The 18752-nt window shown below is 41.8% G+C and carries 17 protein-coding genes and 1 pseudogene; 8 read left to right on the forward strand and 10 right to left on the reverse strand.

What is annotated here, in order from left to right:
- Positions 1 to 302 precede the first annotated feature (302 nt).
- Entirely contained in the window at positions 303 to 1157 is an 855-nt protein-coding gene (locus tag JWQ54_RS17370; protein ID WP_299587254.1) for a helix-turn-helix domain-containing protein, read from the forward strand.
- 152 nt (positions 1158 to 1309) lie between these two features.
- On the opposite strand, the gene JWQ54_RS17375 is transcribed toward JWQ54_RS17370, so the two are convergent.
- Positions 1310 to 2761, reverse strand: coding sequence for an IS1182 family transposase (locus tag JWQ54_RS17375; protein WP_299587257.1), 1452 nt, complete (start codon positions 2759 to 2761; stop codon positions 1310 to 1312).
- A gap of 241 nt (positions 2762 to 3002) precedes the next feature.
- On the opposite strand from JWQ54_RS17375, the gene JWQ54_RS17380 reads away from it, so the two are divergent.
- From JWQ54_RS17380 to JWQ54_RS17390, 3 genes are read left to right on the forward strand one after another with little or no spacing between them, the layout of a single operon-like run.
- A complete protein-coding gene (locus JWQ54_RS17380) occupies positions 3003 to 3230 on the forward strand; it encodes a hypothetical protein (RefSeq protein WP_299587258.1) in 228 nt (75 codons plus the stop codon).
- Between the two features lie 46 nt (positions 3231 to 3276).
- On the forward strand, positions 3277 to 4185 hold the full coding sequence (locus JWQ54_RS17385; RefSeq protein WP_299587261.1) for an NAD(P)/FAD-dependent oxidoreductase: 909 nt from the start codon (positions 3277 to 3279) through the stop codon (positions 4183 to 4185).
- A gap of 50 nt (positions 4186 to 4235) precedes the next feature.
- A complete protein-coding gene (locus tag JWQ54_RS17390; RefSeq protein ID WP_299587264.1) occupies positions 4236 to 4979 on the forward strand; it encodes a short chain dehydrogenase in 744 nt (247 codons plus the stop codon).
- Between the two features lie 114 nt (positions 4980 to 5093).
- Here the strand turns inward: JWQ54_RS17390 and JWQ54_RS17395 are convergent, their stop codons facing one another.
- From JWQ54_RS17395 to JWQ54_RS17420, 6 genes are all read right to left on the reverse strand, one after another.
- A complete protein-coding gene (locus JWQ54_RS17395) occupies positions 5094 to 5522 on the reverse strand; it encodes a hypothetical protein (RefSeq protein ID WP_299587267.1) in 429 nt (142 codons plus the stop codon).
- 65 nt (positions 5523 to 5587) lie between these two features.
- The gene (gene poxB, locus JWQ54_RS17400; protein WP_299587269.1) at positions 5588 to 7309 is read right to left on the reverse strand and encodes a ubiquinone-dependent pyruvate dehydrogenase; all 1722 of its coding nucleotides are present in this window, start codon (positions 7307 to 7309) and stop codon (positions 5588 to 5590) included.
- 248 nt (positions 7310 to 7557) lie between these two features.
- Positions 7558 to 8472 carry a DJ-1/PfpI family protein gene (locus tag JWQ54_RS17405; RefSeq protein WP_299587272.1) on the reverse strand — a complete coding sequence of 305 codons (915 nt, stop codon included), beginning with the start codon at positions 8470 to 8472 and terminating at the stop codon, positions 7558 to 7560.
- A gap of 150 nt (positions 8473 to 8622) precedes the next feature.
- The gene (locus JWQ54_RS17410; protein ID WP_299587275.1) at positions 8623 to 10854 is read right to left on the reverse strand and encodes a multicopper oxidase domain-containing protein; all 2232 of its coding nucleotides are present in this window, start codon (positions 10852 to 10854) and stop codon (positions 8623 to 8625) included.
- A gap of 42 nt (positions 10855 to 10896) precedes the next feature.
- A complete protein-coding gene (locus JWQ54_RS17415; protein ID WP_299587278.1) occupies positions 10897 to 11391 on the reverse strand; it encodes a DUF3347 domain-containing protein in 495 nt (164 codons plus the stop codon).
- An 88-nt stretch (positions 11392 to 11479) separates the two neighbouring features.
- Positions 11480 to 12217 (reverse strand): heavy-metal-associated domain-containing protein, encoded by a 738-nt coding sequence (locus JWQ54_RS17420; RefSeq protein ID WP_299587281.1) that lies wholly within the window; start codon positions 12215 to 12217, stop codon positions 11480 to 11482.
- 169 nt (positions 12218 to 12386) lie between these two features.
- Here JWQ54_RS17420 and JWQ54_RS17425 point away from each other — a divergent pair, with 169 nt between their 5' ends.
- The 3 genes from JWQ54_RS17425 (at position 12387) to JWQ54_RS17435 (ending at position 13772) form a co-directional block, all read left to right on the forward strand.
- A complete protein-coding gene (locus tag JWQ54_RS17425) occupies positions 12387 to 12572 on the forward strand; it encodes a hypothetical protein (RefSeq protein ID WP_299587283.1) in 186 nt (61 codons plus the stop codon).
- Between the two features lie 61 nt (positions 12573 to 12633).
- Complete coding sequence (locus JWQ54_RS17430) at positions 12634 to 13212, forward strand: Crp/Fnr family transcriptional regulator (protein ID WP_299587285.1); 579 nt, start codon at positions 12634 to 12636, stop codon at positions 13210 to 13212.
- Positions 13213 to 13334: 122 nt separating this feature from the next.
- Positions 13335 to 13772: a carboxymuconolactone decarboxylase family protein gene (locus JWQ54_RS17435; protein ID WP_299587287.1), complete on the forward strand. Its 438-nt coding sequence runs from the start codon at positions 13335 to 13337 to the stop codon at positions 13770 to 13772.
- Positions 13773 to 13881: 109 nt separating this feature from the next.
- Here the strand turns inward: JWQ54_RS17435 and JWQ54_RS17440 are convergent, their stop codons facing one another.
- On the reverse strand, positions 13882 to 14781 hold the full coding sequence (locus JWQ54_RS17440) for a DMT family transporter (protein WP_299587289.1): 900 nt from the start codon (positions 14779 to 14781) through the stop codon (positions 13882 to 13884).
- A complete protein-coding gene (locus JWQ54_RS17445; RefSeq protein WP_299587291.1) occupies positions 14778 to 15425 on the reverse strand; it encodes an NAD(P)H-dependent oxidoreductase in 648 nt (215 codons plus the stop codon). The genes JWQ54_RS17440 and JWQ54_RS17445 overlap by 4 nt, the downstream gene beginning before the upstream one ends.
- Positions 15426 to 15501: 76 nt before the next feature.
- Between JWQ54_RS17445 and JWQ54_RS17450 the strand changes: the two genes are divergently transcribed.
- Positions 15502 to 16965: a PLP-dependent aminotransferase family protein gene (locus JWQ54_RS17450; protein WP_299587292.1), complete on the forward strand. Its 1464-nt coding sequence runs from the start codon at positions 15502 to 15504 to the stop codon at positions 16963 to 16965.
- Positions 16966 to 17217: 252 nt separating this feature from the next.
- Here the strand turns inward: JWQ54_RS17450 and mobC are convergent.
- Positions 17218 to 18744 (reverse strand): annotated as a pseudogene (gene mobC / locus JWQ54_RS17455) (conjugal transfer protein MobC); the annotation flags it as partial.
- Positions 18745 to 18752: the final 8 nt, after the last annotated feature.

Here is an 18752-nt window from a genome sequence, read left to right on the forward strand (position 1 = left end):
GGAGTGAATTTTTACTTAATTAACTGGTAATAAGAAACTTGTACAACACGGCAGAAACAAGAAAGCCTATCATTATGATATGTTGATTCTCATAATGATAGACTTAGCCGTGAGAGTTTTGTTCCAGTTGTGTATACTGTTTCACTTTATAATTATTAAAACAAAATCTTGCTGGCCTATCTGGTAAAATTTTAAATGGTGCTTTGTCTATACCATCAATTGAATTGCTTTGCAAAATGTAATTATATTTGACTAAACATTACTTGATGTCTGTGTCTGCCTCTTATAACAATTAAGACAAAATGGAAAGAATACCAATCAGACATATTAATGCCAGCCATAAGGAACCTGATTTATCTGAAAATTTTAGCATTCGCGATATTCAAAACTTGCTGTCAGGAAAGGACATGTTACAGGAACTTCACAGACATGATTTCTTTTACATTCTTGCGCTAAAAAGCGCGGCTGGTAACCATGACATCGACTTCACACCGTACACGGTTTGCGACAATTCCGTTTTCTTCATGCGCCCGGGGCAGGTACACCGGCTCGCCCTGAAAGCAGAAAGTACAGGGTATTTAATGCAGTTCAGAGGTGAATTCTATTTTCCGCAGGAGAAAGTATCAAACCAGGTATTACGCAAAGCTAGTAATATCGACCATTATCAGCTTAATACTGGCGGGTTTAAAAAGCTGCTTTCAATATTGACGTACATTTTTCAGGAATTTGCCGAAAAAAAAGAAAGATATGAAGATGTTATTAAAGCAAATATGGGTATTTTCTTTATCGAGCTTGTGCGGCAACATAGCATTGGGCCTTCCGATACTGCCAGCCTTTATATGCAGGAACAACTTGAAAAGTTTTTAGATCTTTTAGAAATTCATGTTTTTACCCATAAGCAAGTGGCTCAATATGCTGCAATGCTGAATCTTTCCGCTTATCAACTTAATGCAATCGCAAAGGCTGCACTGGGCAAAACCTGTTCAGAATTGATTAATGATCACATCATCCTGGAAGCTAAAAGATGCCTCCTGGCAACATCTAACCAGATCAATCAAACGGCCTATCGCCTGGGGTATGAAGACGTTTCCTATTTTATCAGGTTCTTCAAAAAGCACACCGGGTATTCGGAGGGCACTGAAAAAGTGACACTTTAATCGGGGAGCAACTAAGCGATCAAGTAAGACGGATTTTTACTTGATCGCTTTTTTATTAGCGATGTATTTTTGAGATGATCATTTGGGGACGGCTTGGTTCGCAAACTGTGGAGTGTAGGTGCTGTTGGGGGCTTTTCTTCGATTTTACAGGCTTAGGCATTCAGTTTGATGATTCTTTTCAGGTTGACTGTGAAAATCGCTAATGCTCCCTGCATTTGCATATTTGTAATCCCATAAGATGTTGCCCGCCCATAACCGTGAACGTTTTTTAACTCGCTGTTTTTTGCCTCAATCTTATAACGGTGTGCTGTTTTTTCCTTGTATTCATCAGTTTCCTGAAAAGCTATCTGCTGTCGGTGCAGGCCTGATTTTATAGTGACAGAATAGGTCTTTGTCTTTGCCCCTGCTTTATAGCAGTTTTCCCTTAATGGACATACTTTACATTTTTCAACGTCAAAATAATACGTGTCTGCCTGGTTTTTTCCTCTGTTCTTTTTCCCCTGACGCGCTTTTCGAATGGCCAGATGACCTGCTGGGCACACGAACATATCCGCATCTTTATTGTAATCAAACCTATCTTCATCCTTTCTGGATCCCTGAGCTATTGATGGGTTGAGCCTTGCTACAACTTTTATATCCTGCCTGCCTGTTAGGTCAAGGTTTTCTTTGCCGGAATAAGCCGAATCGCCGATAACAGTGTCTACTTCGATCCCATTACTTTGGCTGATCTCCAGAAGTTTGGGAAGCTCCGGACCATCTCCCTTTTCTCCCGAGGTAACTACCGCAGCTGTAATGATACGTTCTTCTGTCATGGCCAGATGGGTCTTGTAGCCAAAAAACGAGCTATCTGCTGATTTATGGCCGGTCCTGGCATCCTTGTCTTTGGAGAGGGTATAGTTCTCCTGTGTATCTTCTACCGTCTCTTTCAATAGGTTCAGTTTTTCTTTGACCGCAGGGATCAAACTTAACGTTTGGTCCGATTCAATACGCTTCTCCAGTTCTTTACAATAAGCCAGTTCCTTTTCCAGGTCATCGGAATCATTCTTTTCAGGCATTTGGCCTTTCATGTCTTCATCTATCGCGTAAACCGCTTTTCGAAGCAGTTTTGAACGTTCTCTCAACACTTCTAATGCTGAATATGGATTTGATCTGGACAGGGAATGCGTGGCATCAACAATGATGGACCTGGACCGAATTATGCCCTTTTCAATGGCTATAGAGACTGTTTTATTGATTAGCAGGTTTAATAGGTCGGCATCCTTCAAACGTAATTTTCTGAATTTCGTCAACGAACTGGGGTCAATAATTTCCCCCTCGGGCGACATGTCAAGGAAATATTTGAACGACATATCATACCGCGAACGCTCAACGACATCAACGTCCGAGACAGTATAGATCGTTTTCAACAATAAATATTTGAACATACGTATAGGGCTTTCTGCCGTACGTCCATTATTGGGACAATATTTGTCTGCCAGTTCTTCATGTATAAAAGTAAAATCTATCAGTTCATTGATCTTGCGAAGAAGGTTGTCTTTGGGAACGATCAGATCATATAACCCCGAAAACGCACTAAATTGGATTTGCTGTTGTTGAGCTAACATCTAAAAGGTTTCTGATTACACCTTCAAGATACGAAAAAGGAGCAGAAAAACTATGCTTTCTACTCCTTTTTTGTCCTTTAATTCTTATAGGACTTTTTCAGTGCCCTCGGTATTCGCCGGAGGCATTTAGACATAACTTTAGATAAATCCTACATAACCACATCTTTGTCCTATCCTTCACTTACCGCTGAAATTACTTTTGTAGAAGCAATGTGATTTGCTAAAAAGCACTTTTTAAGACATGAAAACAAAAGCTAAGTTAACCACATCATTAAAAATGTGGGTAGTGATCTATCCGTCCATCACCCTGTTGCTTTACCTGTTCGGCCAGCCATTAGCTGGCCTTCCCTTATATCAACGAACTTTATTATTAACCGTCGTACTGGTTCCCTGGATCGCTTTTGCCGGCTTGCCTTTGGTGAATTTCATCATCCGTAGGATTTCATTTAAAAATGGCAAAATGCTATAACAAGACCCGCTTATCATTTTCTTTAAAAAATTCAAAATATAACAGCATGACAGATCGTAAACAATTTGATGTAATCATCATTGGAGGTAGTTACTCAGGGCTTGCAGCTGGCATGGCTTTGGGCAGGGCACTGCGAAAGGTCCTTATTATTGACAGCGGAAAACCCTGTAATCAGCAAACGCCTCATTCGCATAATTTCCTCACCCAGGATGGAAAAACCCCGGCAGAGATCGGAACCCTTGCCAAACAGCAAGTGCAAAAGTATAACACGGTAGAATTTCTCGACAGTTTGGCAATCAAGGGAACAAAAATTGAAAATGGTTTTGAAATTCAGGTAGCATCCGGTGAAACATTTTATGCAGACCAATTAATTTTTGCAACTGGTATCAGGGATATGCTGCCTGGCATAAACGGCATTGCTGAATGCTGGGGTATTTCGGTCCTTCATTGTCCTTTCTGTCATGGATACGAGGTGAGGAATGAAAAAACAGGTATCCTCGGCAACGGTGCACATGGTTATGAATTAGCCAGCCTTATTTCAAACTGGACAAATGCGCTCACGCTGTTTACCAACGGACCTGCAACACTAACAGCCGAACAATCCGGAAAATTGGAAAAACACCATATACAAATAATAGAAAAAGAAATTGAAAGGCTGGAACATGTCAATGGGTATCTCCGGCATATTATTTTCAAGGACGGCACGAAATCTCCCGTGAGGGCTATATATGTACGCAGCCCCTTTCAGCAGCAGTGTCAGATCCCTGAATTCCTGGGATGCCAATTTACCGACGACGGCTATATCAAGGTTGATCCTTCCCAGGCAACAACAGTAAACGGCGTTTTTGCCTGTGGCGATAATGTTACAAAAACACATACGGTAGCAGGTGCCGTGGCCACGGGGACAGCAGCCGGTATGAACGTAAGTAAACTGCTAATTTCTGAAGCATTTTAATTAAACGAATATGAATCAATCCTGGGATCAAACCTACAAAAACATGTGGGATGAGCGCTATAAAGATCGGGATTACTCCTGGAGGAAAGCGCGATCCCTTTAGAGGAAGGCAAATATCATCCGGGCAAAGGTGCTGTCATGCGGTTCGCAGGGAGAAAACAATAAATTATTTATCAACAAAAAAATCAAAAGAAAAAATGAAAATTATCATCGTAGGCGCAACAGGCACCATGGGCAATCACTTAGTAAGTGCTTTGGAAAAGAACAATGAAATCATCAAAGTCGGGTCCGGGGGCGGAGACATTCAGGCTGATATTACCTCACCTGAATCGATAGAAAAGATGTTCAGGCAGGCAGGACCGTTTGATGCGCTGATCTGCACGGCAGGACCTTCGTATGTAGGTCCCTGGAGAAACATGACAGATAAGGAGTTCAGGAAAGGCATTGACGGTAAATTAATGGGGCAGGTGAATCTAGTACTTATCGGACAGCATTACATCAATCCCAAAGGTTCATTTACACTCATTACCGGCGCCTTGACACATGAACCGGTTTTAAAATTCGCTAATGCGTCAGCTGCCAACGGCGCAGTGGAGGCGTTTGTGCGCGCCGCCGCAATTGAACTGGAAAATGGTGTTCGTATTAACGCGGTAAGTCCTACAGTTATAGAAGATTCTCCGCAATACTTTGATTTCTTCCCAGGCGATATTCCCGTGACCATGAAACAATTGGAATACGGCTTTCGCAAAAGTTTGTTCGGTGCAAGCACCGGACAGGTAATCAAACCGTACTGATGTGCACATGCATTTACTAAAGAGTACATTTTAATAAATAAACCGCTCATTTCGCAGATATATTTGGCCTGTTTGCAATTATCCTTAGAAGATAAATCCAGTAAACGTGTCGTGTTATCTCATTGTGGTAAAGCGTACGTCTTTTTCCGACCAGTTTTGAAGAATGGATTTAATATGGTCTTTATCCTTAATGGAAATATAGATACCCCTGGGTCTCCTGAATATATGGCCGAATGTCTGGCAGGCTTCTCCAACAGTCGGCGTATATACCGGTGGCATAAACTTTGCCGGATCGCTCATCAACAGCTTAAAAAATAGCTTTTCGTTATTGTCCAGCAATTGGAGCAAATAAACATATTGGTTGATCGGCTTTTCCAGGCGGTTCACTTGCTCATGTGCTCGCTGGGCCTGCAGTTCTATGGTTTCGATGGCACCAGGCAATAACCCGTTAAGACCGTAGCGGTCACGTTCTTCCTGGATAAATCCAGTCCCTTTGTTTTTCCTGGGATCCCGAAGTAAATCGAATGCTGTGGTGTTTGTCATGACCTTTATTATTTAATTAGTCCTTAATATCATTTTCATGCGGACAATGGAAAGGCATTAGTTCGTTAACTCAAAAAGTTTGTCTTAAGCGTATCCCATACTTCGGCGCCATCACCAAGCAGGGTTTGTCTTATCATATAAATTCCAAATCCTTTTGCCTCCTCAAAGTTTATTTTAGGCGGCATCGCCAGTTCAGTAGGGTTTGTTAATACATCTATCAAAACCGGCCCATTATGTGCCAATGCTTTTTCTATCGCCGCCGGTACATCTTCTGAATTTTCTACGCGTATACCCATTATGCCAATGGCTTCGGCCATTTTTGCGAAATTGGGGTTCTTTAAATCAGTGCCAAACGGAGGCATACCAATAACCTTCATTTCCATGGCTACAAAACCAAGGGAACCATTGTTATATATGACAAGTTTTACAGGCAAATTATATTGATAAATGGTGAGGATATCGCCCATCATCATAGCAAAACCACCATCGCCAGATAGTGAAATAACCTGCCTTTTAGGGAATGCCAGTTGCGCCCCGATGGCCTGCGGCATGGCGCTTGCCATGGAGCCGTGATTGAAAGAGCCGATCAACCTTCTTCCTTTTTTAATGTCCAGGTACCTTGCGGCCCAGACCGTCGGCGTACCTACATCTGCCGTAAATATAGCATCAGCCTTAGCCATATCACTGATTACCTTTGTAAGGTATTCCGGGTGGATCAACCTGCCGGTTTCACCTTTCGCATGAGAATCTAAATTCTTCCTGTTTTCCTTATATCGTTCCTGGCATTGTTCTAAAAAGGTGGTATCTGTTTTTTGATCTAGTAAAGGCAATATAACGTTAATGGTTTCCTTCACATCCCCTACGAGCCCCATGTCGAGTTTACACCTTCTTCCCAAACGTTCGGGGCGAATATCTATCTGAACTATTTTTGAATCCGCAGGATACCATTCCTTGTACGGGAAATCAGTGCCGAGCATTATTAACAGATCGCAGTTTTGAGCTGCATGGTTGCCTGAAGCAATACCAATAAGCCCTGTCATACCGACATCGTATGGATTATCGTATTGCACATGTTCTTTTCCCCTGAGAGCATGGACCGTTGGCGATACAATTCTTCCTGCAAGCAATAATAAAGCATCGTGGGCACCGGCGCAACCGGCCCCGCAAAGCAGGGTTATCTTTTTTGAATGATTAATAAGCGTAGCCAGCTGGTGCAGGTCGGCATCGGATGGCCGGGTATTTGGACGATTTAAAAACAATGGATGCTCCAGTCCATCATCCTGTATGTTTTGCATTGCCACATCACCCGATAAACTGATAACAGCGACACCATTTAGGCCAATGGCATTTTGAATGGCAATTTGCAACACACGGGGCATTTGACGCGAGGAGGCTATAGTCTCGCAGTAATAACTGCATTCTCTGAACAATGCCTCCGGGCGGGTTTCCTGGAAATAACTGCTGCCTACTTGTTCGCTGGGTATTTGCGCCGCAATGGCAAGCACAGGGGCATTGCTTCGGTGAGCATCATATAATCCATTAATAAGGTGCATATTTCCGGGTCCGCAACTGCCGGCGCACACGGCCAGTTTTCCTGTCAGTTGCGCCTCGGCCCCTGCGGCAAAAGCAGCAGCTTCTTCGTGACGGTAATGTATCCATTTGATTTTTGTGGATTTACGTAATTCATCCGTAATCCCGTTGAGCGAATCGCCCACCACACCGTGTATATGCTTCACCCCGGCGTGCTCTAGTATTTCTACCAGCTTTTCTGCTACTGTTTTTGCCATGATAATAGAGGTTTGAATTCTTGTATAAAATTAAAAAAATCAAATTGTCGTTTTTATCTTTTTTTAATTTATGAGGTCCATTTTTCTGATTCTTAAGGCCTGGATGAAGCCCCGGACCGATCCGCGAAGGTAACTCACAATCCCTTGGTTGCTTATATTTACAATTAGTCCGCCTCCTTTTTTAATCAGAAGCGGTGTTTTATTTGCCAGGAAAAAAGGAATCTTGGATGTTCAATGATTATTAAATATTAATTCTTTAATATCCTCTGTAATTGTCTGGCCGTTTTGAATCCACATTTAGCAGCGATATATTCGATGGTGTATTCTGGATTGTTAAGCATAGTATTGGCATATTCCTTTCGCAAAAGGGTATGATATTCTAATATTGTGGAACCAGTCTTTTCCTTAAAAACCCTGCTTAAATTTCTCGGACTCATATGTACGAGTGCGGCGAGTGTATCTATATTATTTTCAGAGGATAGGTTATCGATTAAATAATCCTGGACTTCATGTACTTGCGGATTAATATGGTTCCTGTAATCCAGGTAAATACTTTGCTGTTTGTGTGTTCCGCTCCTGCGGTGATAAACAACAAGTCCTCTTGCTACTTTATGAGTGAACAAAGGCCCTTTAAAATCTTCAAGAATAGCGAGAGCTAAGTCAATTCCTGCACTGATCCCTGCACTTGTATAAACGTTATTGCTCTTGATAAACAATATATCTGCCACTACCTTGGCCTGAGGGAATTGTTCCTGTAAATCCTTTACCCTTCGCCAATGTGTGGTACATTGGGTATCTTTTAGTAATCCGGCTTTACCTAAAGCAAATGCCCCATTGCAAACCGAACAAACCGTTACCTTGTTATCTGAACATTCTTTTAACCATTTGAAAAATGCCCATTCAGCTCCGAAGGCAATGCTGCTGACATAGTCATAATCCATACCTGGCATAAAAATAAAATCCCCTTCCTTTAGTATGGCATTAGAAAAATGTTTCAGTTTTTCAAATCCAAGCCCGGAGGTTGATACCGGCCCATCCCGGAAGGTATAAAACTCCATCTCCGCTTCAAACCCATAAAATCTGGCTTCGGTAAATACTTGCATAGGTCCCGCGAGGTCAAGTAACTCAACTGAAGGGGGAATGATAAAGGCTATTTTCCGCATATATATAATACAAATTGTATGTATAAAGATAAGACATCTCTTTATCGGGAAAGGGACAATTTTATGTCATAAACAGACGGTTGCTTAATAAATTCAAGGATCAGTAGTTATTGATCTGTATTAAATATCGTAAGGAGTCATCTTATTTCATCAATAAGTTAAAGTTACTCCTGCACCTAAACCCATATCACTATCATAATGAGAGGATACCGAAAAGTATTTGGTAACCACATACCTTAAACCGGCCATGTATTCTCTATCTGTGTTTACCATAAAATTAAAACGAAGCCGTTTAGATAAAGGAACATCCTCCCTCATTAATTGAAACCGGAGTTTGCCATCGCTATCGAACCTCGCGTCAGCTTTTACTAAAAGTGGTAAAGTGTATTCAACACCAATACAAAATACCTTTCGATTATCTTTATCGCTGATGTGTCCGAAAATATCTTTTTCCGGACCATCCATTTTCCGGTAACGGAAATCCCAGCCCACATAAGGGAACCACCATTGCATTTGACCGACATATCTGCCCAAATGGCTTTCGGATTCGTACCCGTCCTTATTATTTAACCCTATACGCCATTCTGTTTGCAGCTGGTATCTGGTATTGGCAAACATTACTTCTCCATCGCTGCCATTACTTTCCAGGCCAACCTTTGCAGCCATATGTATTTTCCGGTCATCCGCATATATTTTCTTCATGGCCGCTTGCGGATCAGGTACCTCGGGATTGGCGGGTGAGTTTTCATAACTGAATATCCGGCCCATTCCGCTCATCATGTGATAGAGTATATGGCAATGAAAAAACCAATCACCACTTTCCGTAGCAGCAAATTCCAGTGTATCCGTCTCCATTGGCATAATATCCACCACGCTTTTCAACGGTGAATAGTCACCCTGTCCATTTAGCAATCTGAAAAAATGCCCGTGAAGGTGCATCGGGTGGCGCATCATTGTACCATTGTATAGAATGATTCGGACGTTCTCTCCTTTTTTGATCAGGATCTTATCTGTTTCTGAAACGGTTTTATTGTCAATTGTCCACACATATCGGTTCATGTTTCCCGAAAGATTGAAGTGCAGCACTTTAGCAGGTATATTGGGCAAAGTGGTTTTTACAGGCGAGCGCAGCATCGCATAATTCAGGGTGATTATTTCTTTCGGTGTTTGGATTATCGTATCCTTTACAGGTTTTACGTCGCCGGTAATTTCCGGGTACATCACCGTATTCATATCCATCTGCTGCAGGCTCATCTTCATGCCCATATCGTTCATGCTGCCGTCCATCTTCATCATATCGTTCATCATCTTCATGCCTTCAAAATATTTCAGTCTTGGCATCGGTTCAGATTTTACTTTTTTACCCGTTCCCAGCCATAACGATGTCGATTTTGTTCTGTCCTCGGCAGTGGCTAAAAATTCATAGCTTTTATTATCCGGGATGGTGACCACGACATCATAAGTTTCTGAGACCCCAACGATCATTCTATCTACATCGACAGGCTCTACATCTTTTCCGTCATTAGCTATAACCGTTAGTTTGCTGCCAGCATACTTTAACCAAAAATAAGTGGATGAACTGCCGTTAATGATCCTGAGCTTTACTTTATCCCCGGCTTTGAATTGCGGTGCCTCGTTTTCGGGTTTACCGTTGCTTAAAAACCGGTCATAATAAACATCACTGACATCCATGGCGGTCATTCTTTTCCATTCATTGGTTAGTTTGGTTTTGAAATGTCCGGCCCTGATAGCCTCTGCATAACTCTGTGTGCTGCCTTTGCGGATGCCATACCAGTCAGTAGCGTTGTGCAGTGAACGATCCACCTGGTCGGGGTTCTCATCTGTCCAGTCACTTAGCAACAAGGTATATTCTTTAACCGGCGGCTCATTCCTTTTATGAATGATGATAGCACCGTACAAACCGCTTTGCTGCTGCATCATGGAATGTGAATGATACCAATAGGTTCCATTCTGTACGATGGGAAATGTATAATAATGGGTTTCACCCATTTTAATGGGTGTTGTCGTTAAATAGGAAACACCATCATAACGGTTAGGTAGAATTAACCCGTGCCAATGAATAGATGTCTCCATCATCATCGTGTTATGCACATATATTTCGGCAGTGTCGCCTTCAGTAAAATATAATGTTGGTGCAGGGATGGTACCATTGATGGCCAAAGCGGGCCTGTTTTTGGCAGAATAGTTTACTGAAGTATCACCAATATACAAATGATAAATTGCCCTGCCTCCTATCTTTTGATAAAAAGGTAAACGATCACCTTTGGGGCTATCTCCCATGTCCATCGACATAGATTCTTGCTGGCACAAAGAAACCAATGGGAATAACAAACTGAACATTAAAAAAAATAGGATTTTCATATTGGTCTATTTGTGCTGTTGATGATTAGCTTATTTAATGGTTTATGGGTTTATCGTTTCTGTTATTCTTCCGCAAGAAAGCATTGCGTTGCCGTAGTAAGGATTTTTTATACTGGTTTCACTGCTTAACCAGTACATTTTTTTCATAGGGCAATATTGCTGGTAAACGGGTTGCCCGGATAACTTTACTATTTGGGCCAGCGAGTAAAAATCCTGAGAGAAAGTTGCAAAGTACTCGCGCTGTTTGGTCAGATCTTTCGCTGTTCTTATACGTTCAGCATCAGCAATCAAATTCTTTTGAATGGCTATAAAAGCATTCATTTTCCCGCCAGGGAGCGTTTTCAATTCCAAGCTATTATTGGTTTTAATAAATTGGCCGGCGTTAGAAGCAGCGGTCAATGCATCTGAATTGACCAGGGCATTTTTTACGCCGTAGTACGCGCTCAGCAAGGCGGTTAGGTCAGACGAATTTTGCTGTATATGGAAAGAAAATATGGTGATTAGCATAATGTGGGTGGCTATTAATAATGTTTTCATGTTATTGTTAATTAAGTTAAAAGTATGTGGTATTTAAACGAATGAATGGACAACGGCGCGTCAGATACGGACAATGCTAAAACCGGTTTTACTGCATAATAATCAACATAGTTACACTCATCGCTATCATTAAGGCGTCTTCGATAATCGTTACTGTGCTCATCGGCAGATTGAATACAGCGCCTAAACAGGCACACCTGATCTTGCGTTTATTTAATACGCTTTGTAATACACCAATGATGCTGACCGACATCACCACGAGCGTGATGTAATTAATGATATCGGGTTGAAGGTTCGCTGCATAGCCTAACCCCAGGAACAGCTCAATAAAAGGGTAGATGTAACCCCATGATCTGAACTTTTTTGCCACGATATCATACATGGAATAACTGTCGGCAAACCCGTTTAGATTAAGCATTTTAAAGAAGGAGAAAATAATGAAAAACCCGGCCATGAAAATTCGCATTCCCGTTACAAGGTTGAAATGATCACCTGATAAAGCAGCAATCAATGAAGTGACTGTGATGTAAGCAAAAATGAGCAGTATGGGTTTATAGATTTCAAACCAGGATTTTTTTTCATCCTCATTATCGGTTGAGAAAACTGGTGCCGGGTTTACCACTTCAGATAGCTGATATTTTGGATAATCGGCTAAAGCGATTTTTAAAGTTACTGTTGGGATGTGCTTAGCCATTTCAATATTGGCTGTACCTTTTGCCAGGTCAATGCTTACCTTTTCTACGCCATCAACTTTAGATAGCAGGCCCTCTACTTTGTTTTGGCAACCTGAACAGGTCATGCCGGAAATGTTATATGTATGTGTCATGATATATTTTATTTTGACACAAAAATACCGGGTAGCTGAGCCCGGTATGTTACATAATTATGGGTAGGATTTATATCCTGTTGACAGGCCTAAACTTCATTTAGGAATTTACGCAAATGAATTCCTTGTGCCTTGAACTGAGTAGGGGTAAGCCCGGTAACTGGAACAGGTGGATGCTACGCCAATGGAAGGCTTTAATGCCCAGGCATTAGATGAGCTGCTTGGTTTGAAGAAAAAAAGCCTCAGAAGCTCCATGCTACTGGCGATAGGTTATCGGGATGAGGCCAATGATTGGAACCTCCAGTTAAAGAAGATCAGGAAACCATTGGCTGAACTCGTGACGGAATTAGCTTAACGCCAATTTACCGTTAACTTTTGAAGTAATATGTCGCATATTTGTATCACTAAAGTGATTCATGTTCGAAATATTTCAAAGGTATATCAGTGACCAGATTACGCTAAGCGCGGAAGAATATGAACTGATCAAGTCGGTATGTATCTTTAAGAAACTGCGTAAACGACAATACCTGCTTCAGGACGGGGACGTATGGAAATACAATGCATTTGTTTGTAAAGGCTGTCTGCGGAATTACCGCGTAGATGAAAATGGCGGTGAGCATATCATGGGGTTTTCAAAGGAATGCTGGTGGACGGGTGACCGGGAGAGTTTGTTGACCGGCAAGCCATCCGTTAATAATATTGACGCGCTGGAGGACGCTGAAGTAATATTAATTACCAAACCCAGTTTCGAATTGCTCTGCGCACAGATACCGGCCTTTAATGATTTAATCAACAGCATCCTCAACAAAAGCTTTATTGCCAGCCAAAACCGAATCCATTCGGCGATCAGTTTTACCGCTGAACAGAAATACCGGAATTTCATGGATAAATATCCCGATCTGACCTATAGGGTTCCGCAACACATGATCGCATCGTTTCTGGGAATGACCCCGGAGACACTGAGCCGGGTCAGGAAAGAAGTTGCAAAAAAATAGTCCACTAATCGCGCAATTGATCTCTTGCTGGGCCACCCATTATCTGAAGACTGGTATAATTAACACCAAACCTATAGCTTTATTTTTGTGGGTATAATTAATAAAAGCTAATAATTCAGATAATGAGCACACGTATTAAAATTGACAAAACAGAACCGGCCGGATACAGCGCGATTCTTGGGCTGGAAGAATTCATTGAAAGCACCTCCCTGACCAAAACCCATAAAAACCTGATCAAGATCAGGGCCTCACAGATCAACGGATGTGCGTTTTGTATTGATATGCACACCAAAGAAGCCCGCAGGGCTGGCGAGACGGAACAGCGTATCTATGCCCTTAATGCATGGCGCGATACCCCGTTCTTTTCAGAAGAAGAACAGGCGATATTAGCGTTGACCGAAGAAGTGACTTTGATCAGCAATCATGTAAAAGATGAAACCTATGAACGGGCTGCCGGATTGCTCGATGAAAAGTATCTTGCACAAGTTATTCTCGCAATCATTACCATCAACGCATGGAACAGGATCGGTATCACAACCTTACTCGTACCTGCATCTTAAATGAAAAAGGATTCCAAAAACAAAGCCCGCACATCGCGGGCTTTGTTTTTTTATATACAATTAAACAATTTCTGGCTTGTTGCACCCACAGGTTTTATGGCAGTAAATGCTAACTGTATATGACCCGCCTTTTCGGTATATTCATCAATACTACCGCAAACAGAATGAGCATAACACCCCTCCATTGAAGCAGGCTTACCGGCTCCTTAAGTAAAAGATGCGCCATAAATACAGAAACGGGAATTTCAATAGACGCGATTATTGCCCCCAGCCCAATACCTGTTATTGCCATTCCCTTGGTGAATAATAATGGCGGAAGGACAGTACCAAACAATGATACGACCAAACCCCAGCTTAGAAATATTCCAAAAGAAAAATGCTGATTAAGTGAAGCGTGAAAAATTATTAGGATAATGATCAGCCCGCCAAGGATCATGAAAAGGCTTCTTTTTAAAGGGGGCAGATGCAACTCCAATTTATTGGATGAATACATGGTAGCCGTGTAAGATAATGCAGCCATCAATCCCCAGCCAAAACCAATCCAGTTGACATTGATAGATTGTTCAAATAAATTAGTAGCCAGTATTGTTCCGGCCAGGATGATCACAACGGCTATGATCTTCCGGAAACCTGGCATCTTTCTGTGGATGATCATTTCTACTAAAACACCCATCCATACCGTTTGTATCAATAATACGATGGCGACACTCACAGGGATATATTGTACCGACTGGTAATAGAAAACACCGGTTAAACCTAATGATGTTCCCGCTACAACCAGCTTTAATTGGCTCTTTATTCCTGTTGTATTATTCCCCTTTACCGAAGCCGTTTTTTTTAACAAAGTTAATAGCAATAGCACGGCAAATCCGATGGTAAACTGCGATATGGTTACCTCAGCTATATTGAAGCCGTCATGATAGGCCATTTTTACAAAAGTCCCCAACATGCCATAACAAATTGCTCCTAATACAATGAAGCTACTCCCTTTAAGTATCTGGCTCTTCATTGCTGTTTAAGTTCCAGGTCTATCAGGTCTTTCAATTCCTGATGCGATAGTTCTATAGATTTTTGAGCCTTTTCAGGGCCGTAGGATATCCCGTTAATAGCAATTACGTGTATATGATGTATACCCATAATGTTAAACACGGTTTTCAGATAAGGGTCCTGAAAATTCATGTGTTCATTATATCCGCCCTTTTCATAACCCTGATCGCCTCTTGAAAGCAGCAGGAATAAGGTCTTGTTCTCCAGTAAACCGATATAGGGATATTGAATATTAGTAGCGTCAATCCTAAATGTTTCATTTACACGCACCACCTGGTCGATATAAGCTTTTAATGCGCTGGGAATAGACCAGTTATACATGGGCGTACCCAACACGATAATATCAGCCTGGTGCAGTTCAGCAATATAGGTATCGCTGGTTTCGAGCGCTTTCCTTTCATCTTCGGTTCTGGTTGTTTCAGGTTTAAAAGCGGCAGCAATCCAATTTTCATTAACATGAGGCACATCGGCACTTCCCAGTTGCCGGTTAGTAATTTCCGTCTCGGTACGTTTACCTTTCCAGTGTTCTGTAAATATTTCTGTGAGTTTTCTGCTTTGGGACCTTTGCCCTCTTGCACTTGCATTTATGACCAATACTTTTTTCATTTTCTTAATTTTATTCAAAACTACCCGCTCTTTGGATTATATTTACAGACCAGTTTACACAACAAATACAGCCCAGATGCTGCCCTATAAGTCATTGATCCAGATAGAAAGAGATGCCTCAGTCGCATTGCATATCCAGGTGTGTAATAGTTTTATTATGCTGATTACTAATGGGACACTTAAACCCGCTGATGTTTTGCCAAGTTCAAGAGTACTGGCAGACCTGATCGGTATTAACAGAAACACCGTAAAACTGGGTTATGAAGAATTGATCAGTCAGGGCTGGGCGGAAGCGGTAGAACGCAAGGGTATATTTGTGCTGTCTAAATTACCGTTACATAAACCGAAAGTAAAACCAATTGTTGGTAACAAAGAATATCAGGGCGAGGCGTTTCTTTGGACGAATAAATTGGGAAAAGCGGTATCATGGGAAAGTTTTCAGGATACACCACTCGCTATTGATGACGGCTTTCCTGATGTGCGGCTGGCACCGGTTGATGTGCTGATGCGGGAGTACCGAAGCATTTCCAGGAGGTATCATGGCAGAAACTTTCTGAAATACAGCAGCTCTAAAGGCTCTGAACACCTTCGCAATGCCATATGTAATTATCTTTCCAACAGCCGCGGTTTAACCGTTATGCCTGAAAATCTGATTATCACAAAAGGCAGCCAGATGGGAATTTATTTAGCTGCCCAATTGCTATTAAATCCTAAAGATTATATTGCTGTAGGTGTTTCCAATTATGGTTCTGCTGATGAAACATTCAAATACCCCGGTGCAAACCTGCTTCGGATTCCGGTTGACGAAAAAGGAATGGATGTTAACCATCTGGAGATGATTTTACAGCAAAAAAAGATAAAGGCAGTGTACCTGATACCGCATCATCATTTTCCAACAACGGTAACGATGAGTATGGAGCGAAGGTTAAAACTATTAAACCTGGCTAAAGAATATTGTTTTGCAATTATTGAAGATGATTATGACTTTGATTTCCATTATGATAATAAGCCTTACGTACCATTAGCCAGTATTGACCATCATCATAATGTAATCTATATCGGTTCGATTTCTAAAACTTTTGCACCTGCTTTAAGGATAGGCTTTATGGCAGGCCCACCTGAATTTATTGAAGCTGCGGCGTCTTTAAGAGAGCTGATTGACAAGCAGGGCGATACGCTCCTGGAAGAAGCGTTCGCAGTGTTATTTGATGATGGGGAGATGGACAGGCACTTCCGTAAATCATTAAAAATTTATCGTCAGCGCAGAAACCTGTTTTGCGAAATTCTGAAAACCGAATTTCGGGGGCTTATTGATTTTAAAACTCCCGAAGGCGGCCTTGGTATATGGACGATTTTCGATCCGGGGATCAACCTTGTTAAAATGGCTGAAGATGCTTTAAAAAAAGGGTTATACATAGGCGATGGCAAGTTCTATAAAAATGAATCCTTTGATTTGAATGCACTAAGGATGGGCTTCGCCTCATTGGACGATAAAGAAATAGCAGAAGCACTCAGGCAACTAAAAATAATCCTGCAATAACTTATTTATGACCAATGCCTCTTTCGCAATATTAAATTATAGCCTTTTACTAATATGCTGTTAAGCTCTTACTCTGACTAGGGAGTGTAACGGTATCTTGTTTTACCTGTGTCGAGTTTCAATCGGTATTTACCTTGCATCAATATTGATCAACCTCTATAATGGCAGCGGCGAAGGCTTGCGGCGCTGCCTGCCACAATCGGTTTTCCGCCAAGAGCGGAGGGGCCGCAGGAGATCATGGACTTTCTTAAAAATGTGATCGGCCTGGTCGTGGCCATAATCCTTTTTTAGCTGGCTGTAATCCTGTACTGCTAACGTTGTGGCTACTTTATTACTGCGGGCTGTAGCAATTAAGCTGTCAATATTATTAAAGTAAATGGTCGGGAACTCATCGAAGATCAAGCTGCATTTCTGCTGGTTTTTCCGGTTCGCCAATTTAATGACCCGCGAAATGTACAGCGATAATACCGCTCCGTAAACCTGTAGTTTCTGCGGGTTGTTACCCATGCTGACGATTTTCGGTTCATTAGGATTATTGACATCCAGCTTAAAATCATTACCGGATAGAACGTAATACAACTGGGGTGAGGACAATCGTGCCAAACCAATCTTAGCGCTGGCGATTTGCCCTTCTAACTGTTCCTTAGCCTTATTCCGGAAAGCCGATACAAAAGGGTTAATCAATACCTTAATCTCTTCCTGTTCGGCTAAGATGGCAAACAAGGGGTCATAGTCTGCCTGCATTAATTCAATGACGTGCGGCAAAGTGCAATAACGCCCATCTTTGTATTTTCTCAAATACCAGATAATTGCCGTTAAGAAGTTAATGGGTGATTCGACAAAAAAATCACCTTGTTTCTTTATCCAGTCACGGTTTAGGCCCAGCATGATCGTGCGGGCCGCTTCGGTCGCATCGGTGACAACATCCATGCTGTAGGGGTCAAGCGGGTTGCAACGGTGTGTCCGACTCAGATCGTCAAAATTAATGACATAGAACTTTGGTTTAACTTTGTAGCCTCCCCGGTTATTTAACAACGTATTGTAAGCGATCCGGGTCAGGTCATCGTATTTAAAATCATAGAGGAACAGGGTAAAGCCCTTTTTGATATGCTGCGTAATAATATGCCTGATCACAAAGTAAGATTTACCCGCGCCGGGTGTGCCAATGACCAATAATCCCCGGAAGGGATTTATAAAGTTGATCCAGCTGTCCCTGATTTTACCTTTCAGGTTGTATTTGGCCGGCAGGTTAATGGAATATTCGTTTTCCAGCAGGCGTTCTTCCTGTGGGAAAGTTTCATTTTCGGTGTTGAAGATATCATTGTTCAGGCTGATTTTGATCAGTCTGGATAAAAGCCCGCCACCTGTTAAGATCAACAGGTAACCGGTGGACGTTAACCCCATATAGGAAATAGCTATAGAACCAACTGAAGCATTCAAATAGAAACACAAAACGCTGATAAAATAGATAAGCAAACCGGATAGCAGGTAGGCAACAATGGCGTTTTGCTGTATCTTTTCATCCTTGCGGCCCTTAACACCGATTAATGAAATAACCAGGCACAGCAAAGCGGCCAGTTTGGGTTTGAGGTTGTTATTAAATATACCTGTTTTGGCAATATTGACAATAATGCGCGTAGTAATGTTTGCCGTCCAGCCCCAATGCTGGAAAGCCAGGTAGCAGCTGATATAAAAATGTATTGCTAAAATAAAGATGCTGATGAGCCTTGTAAATTCGGTAATCTTCCGTAAGCCCTGTATATCTTCTCCTGTTTGCATAAAGTTTT

Source organism: Mucilaginibacter sp. (assembly GCF_028288225.1).
GTDB lineage: Bacteria > Bacteroidota > Bacteroidia > Sphingobacteriales > Sphingobacteriaceae > Mucilaginibacter.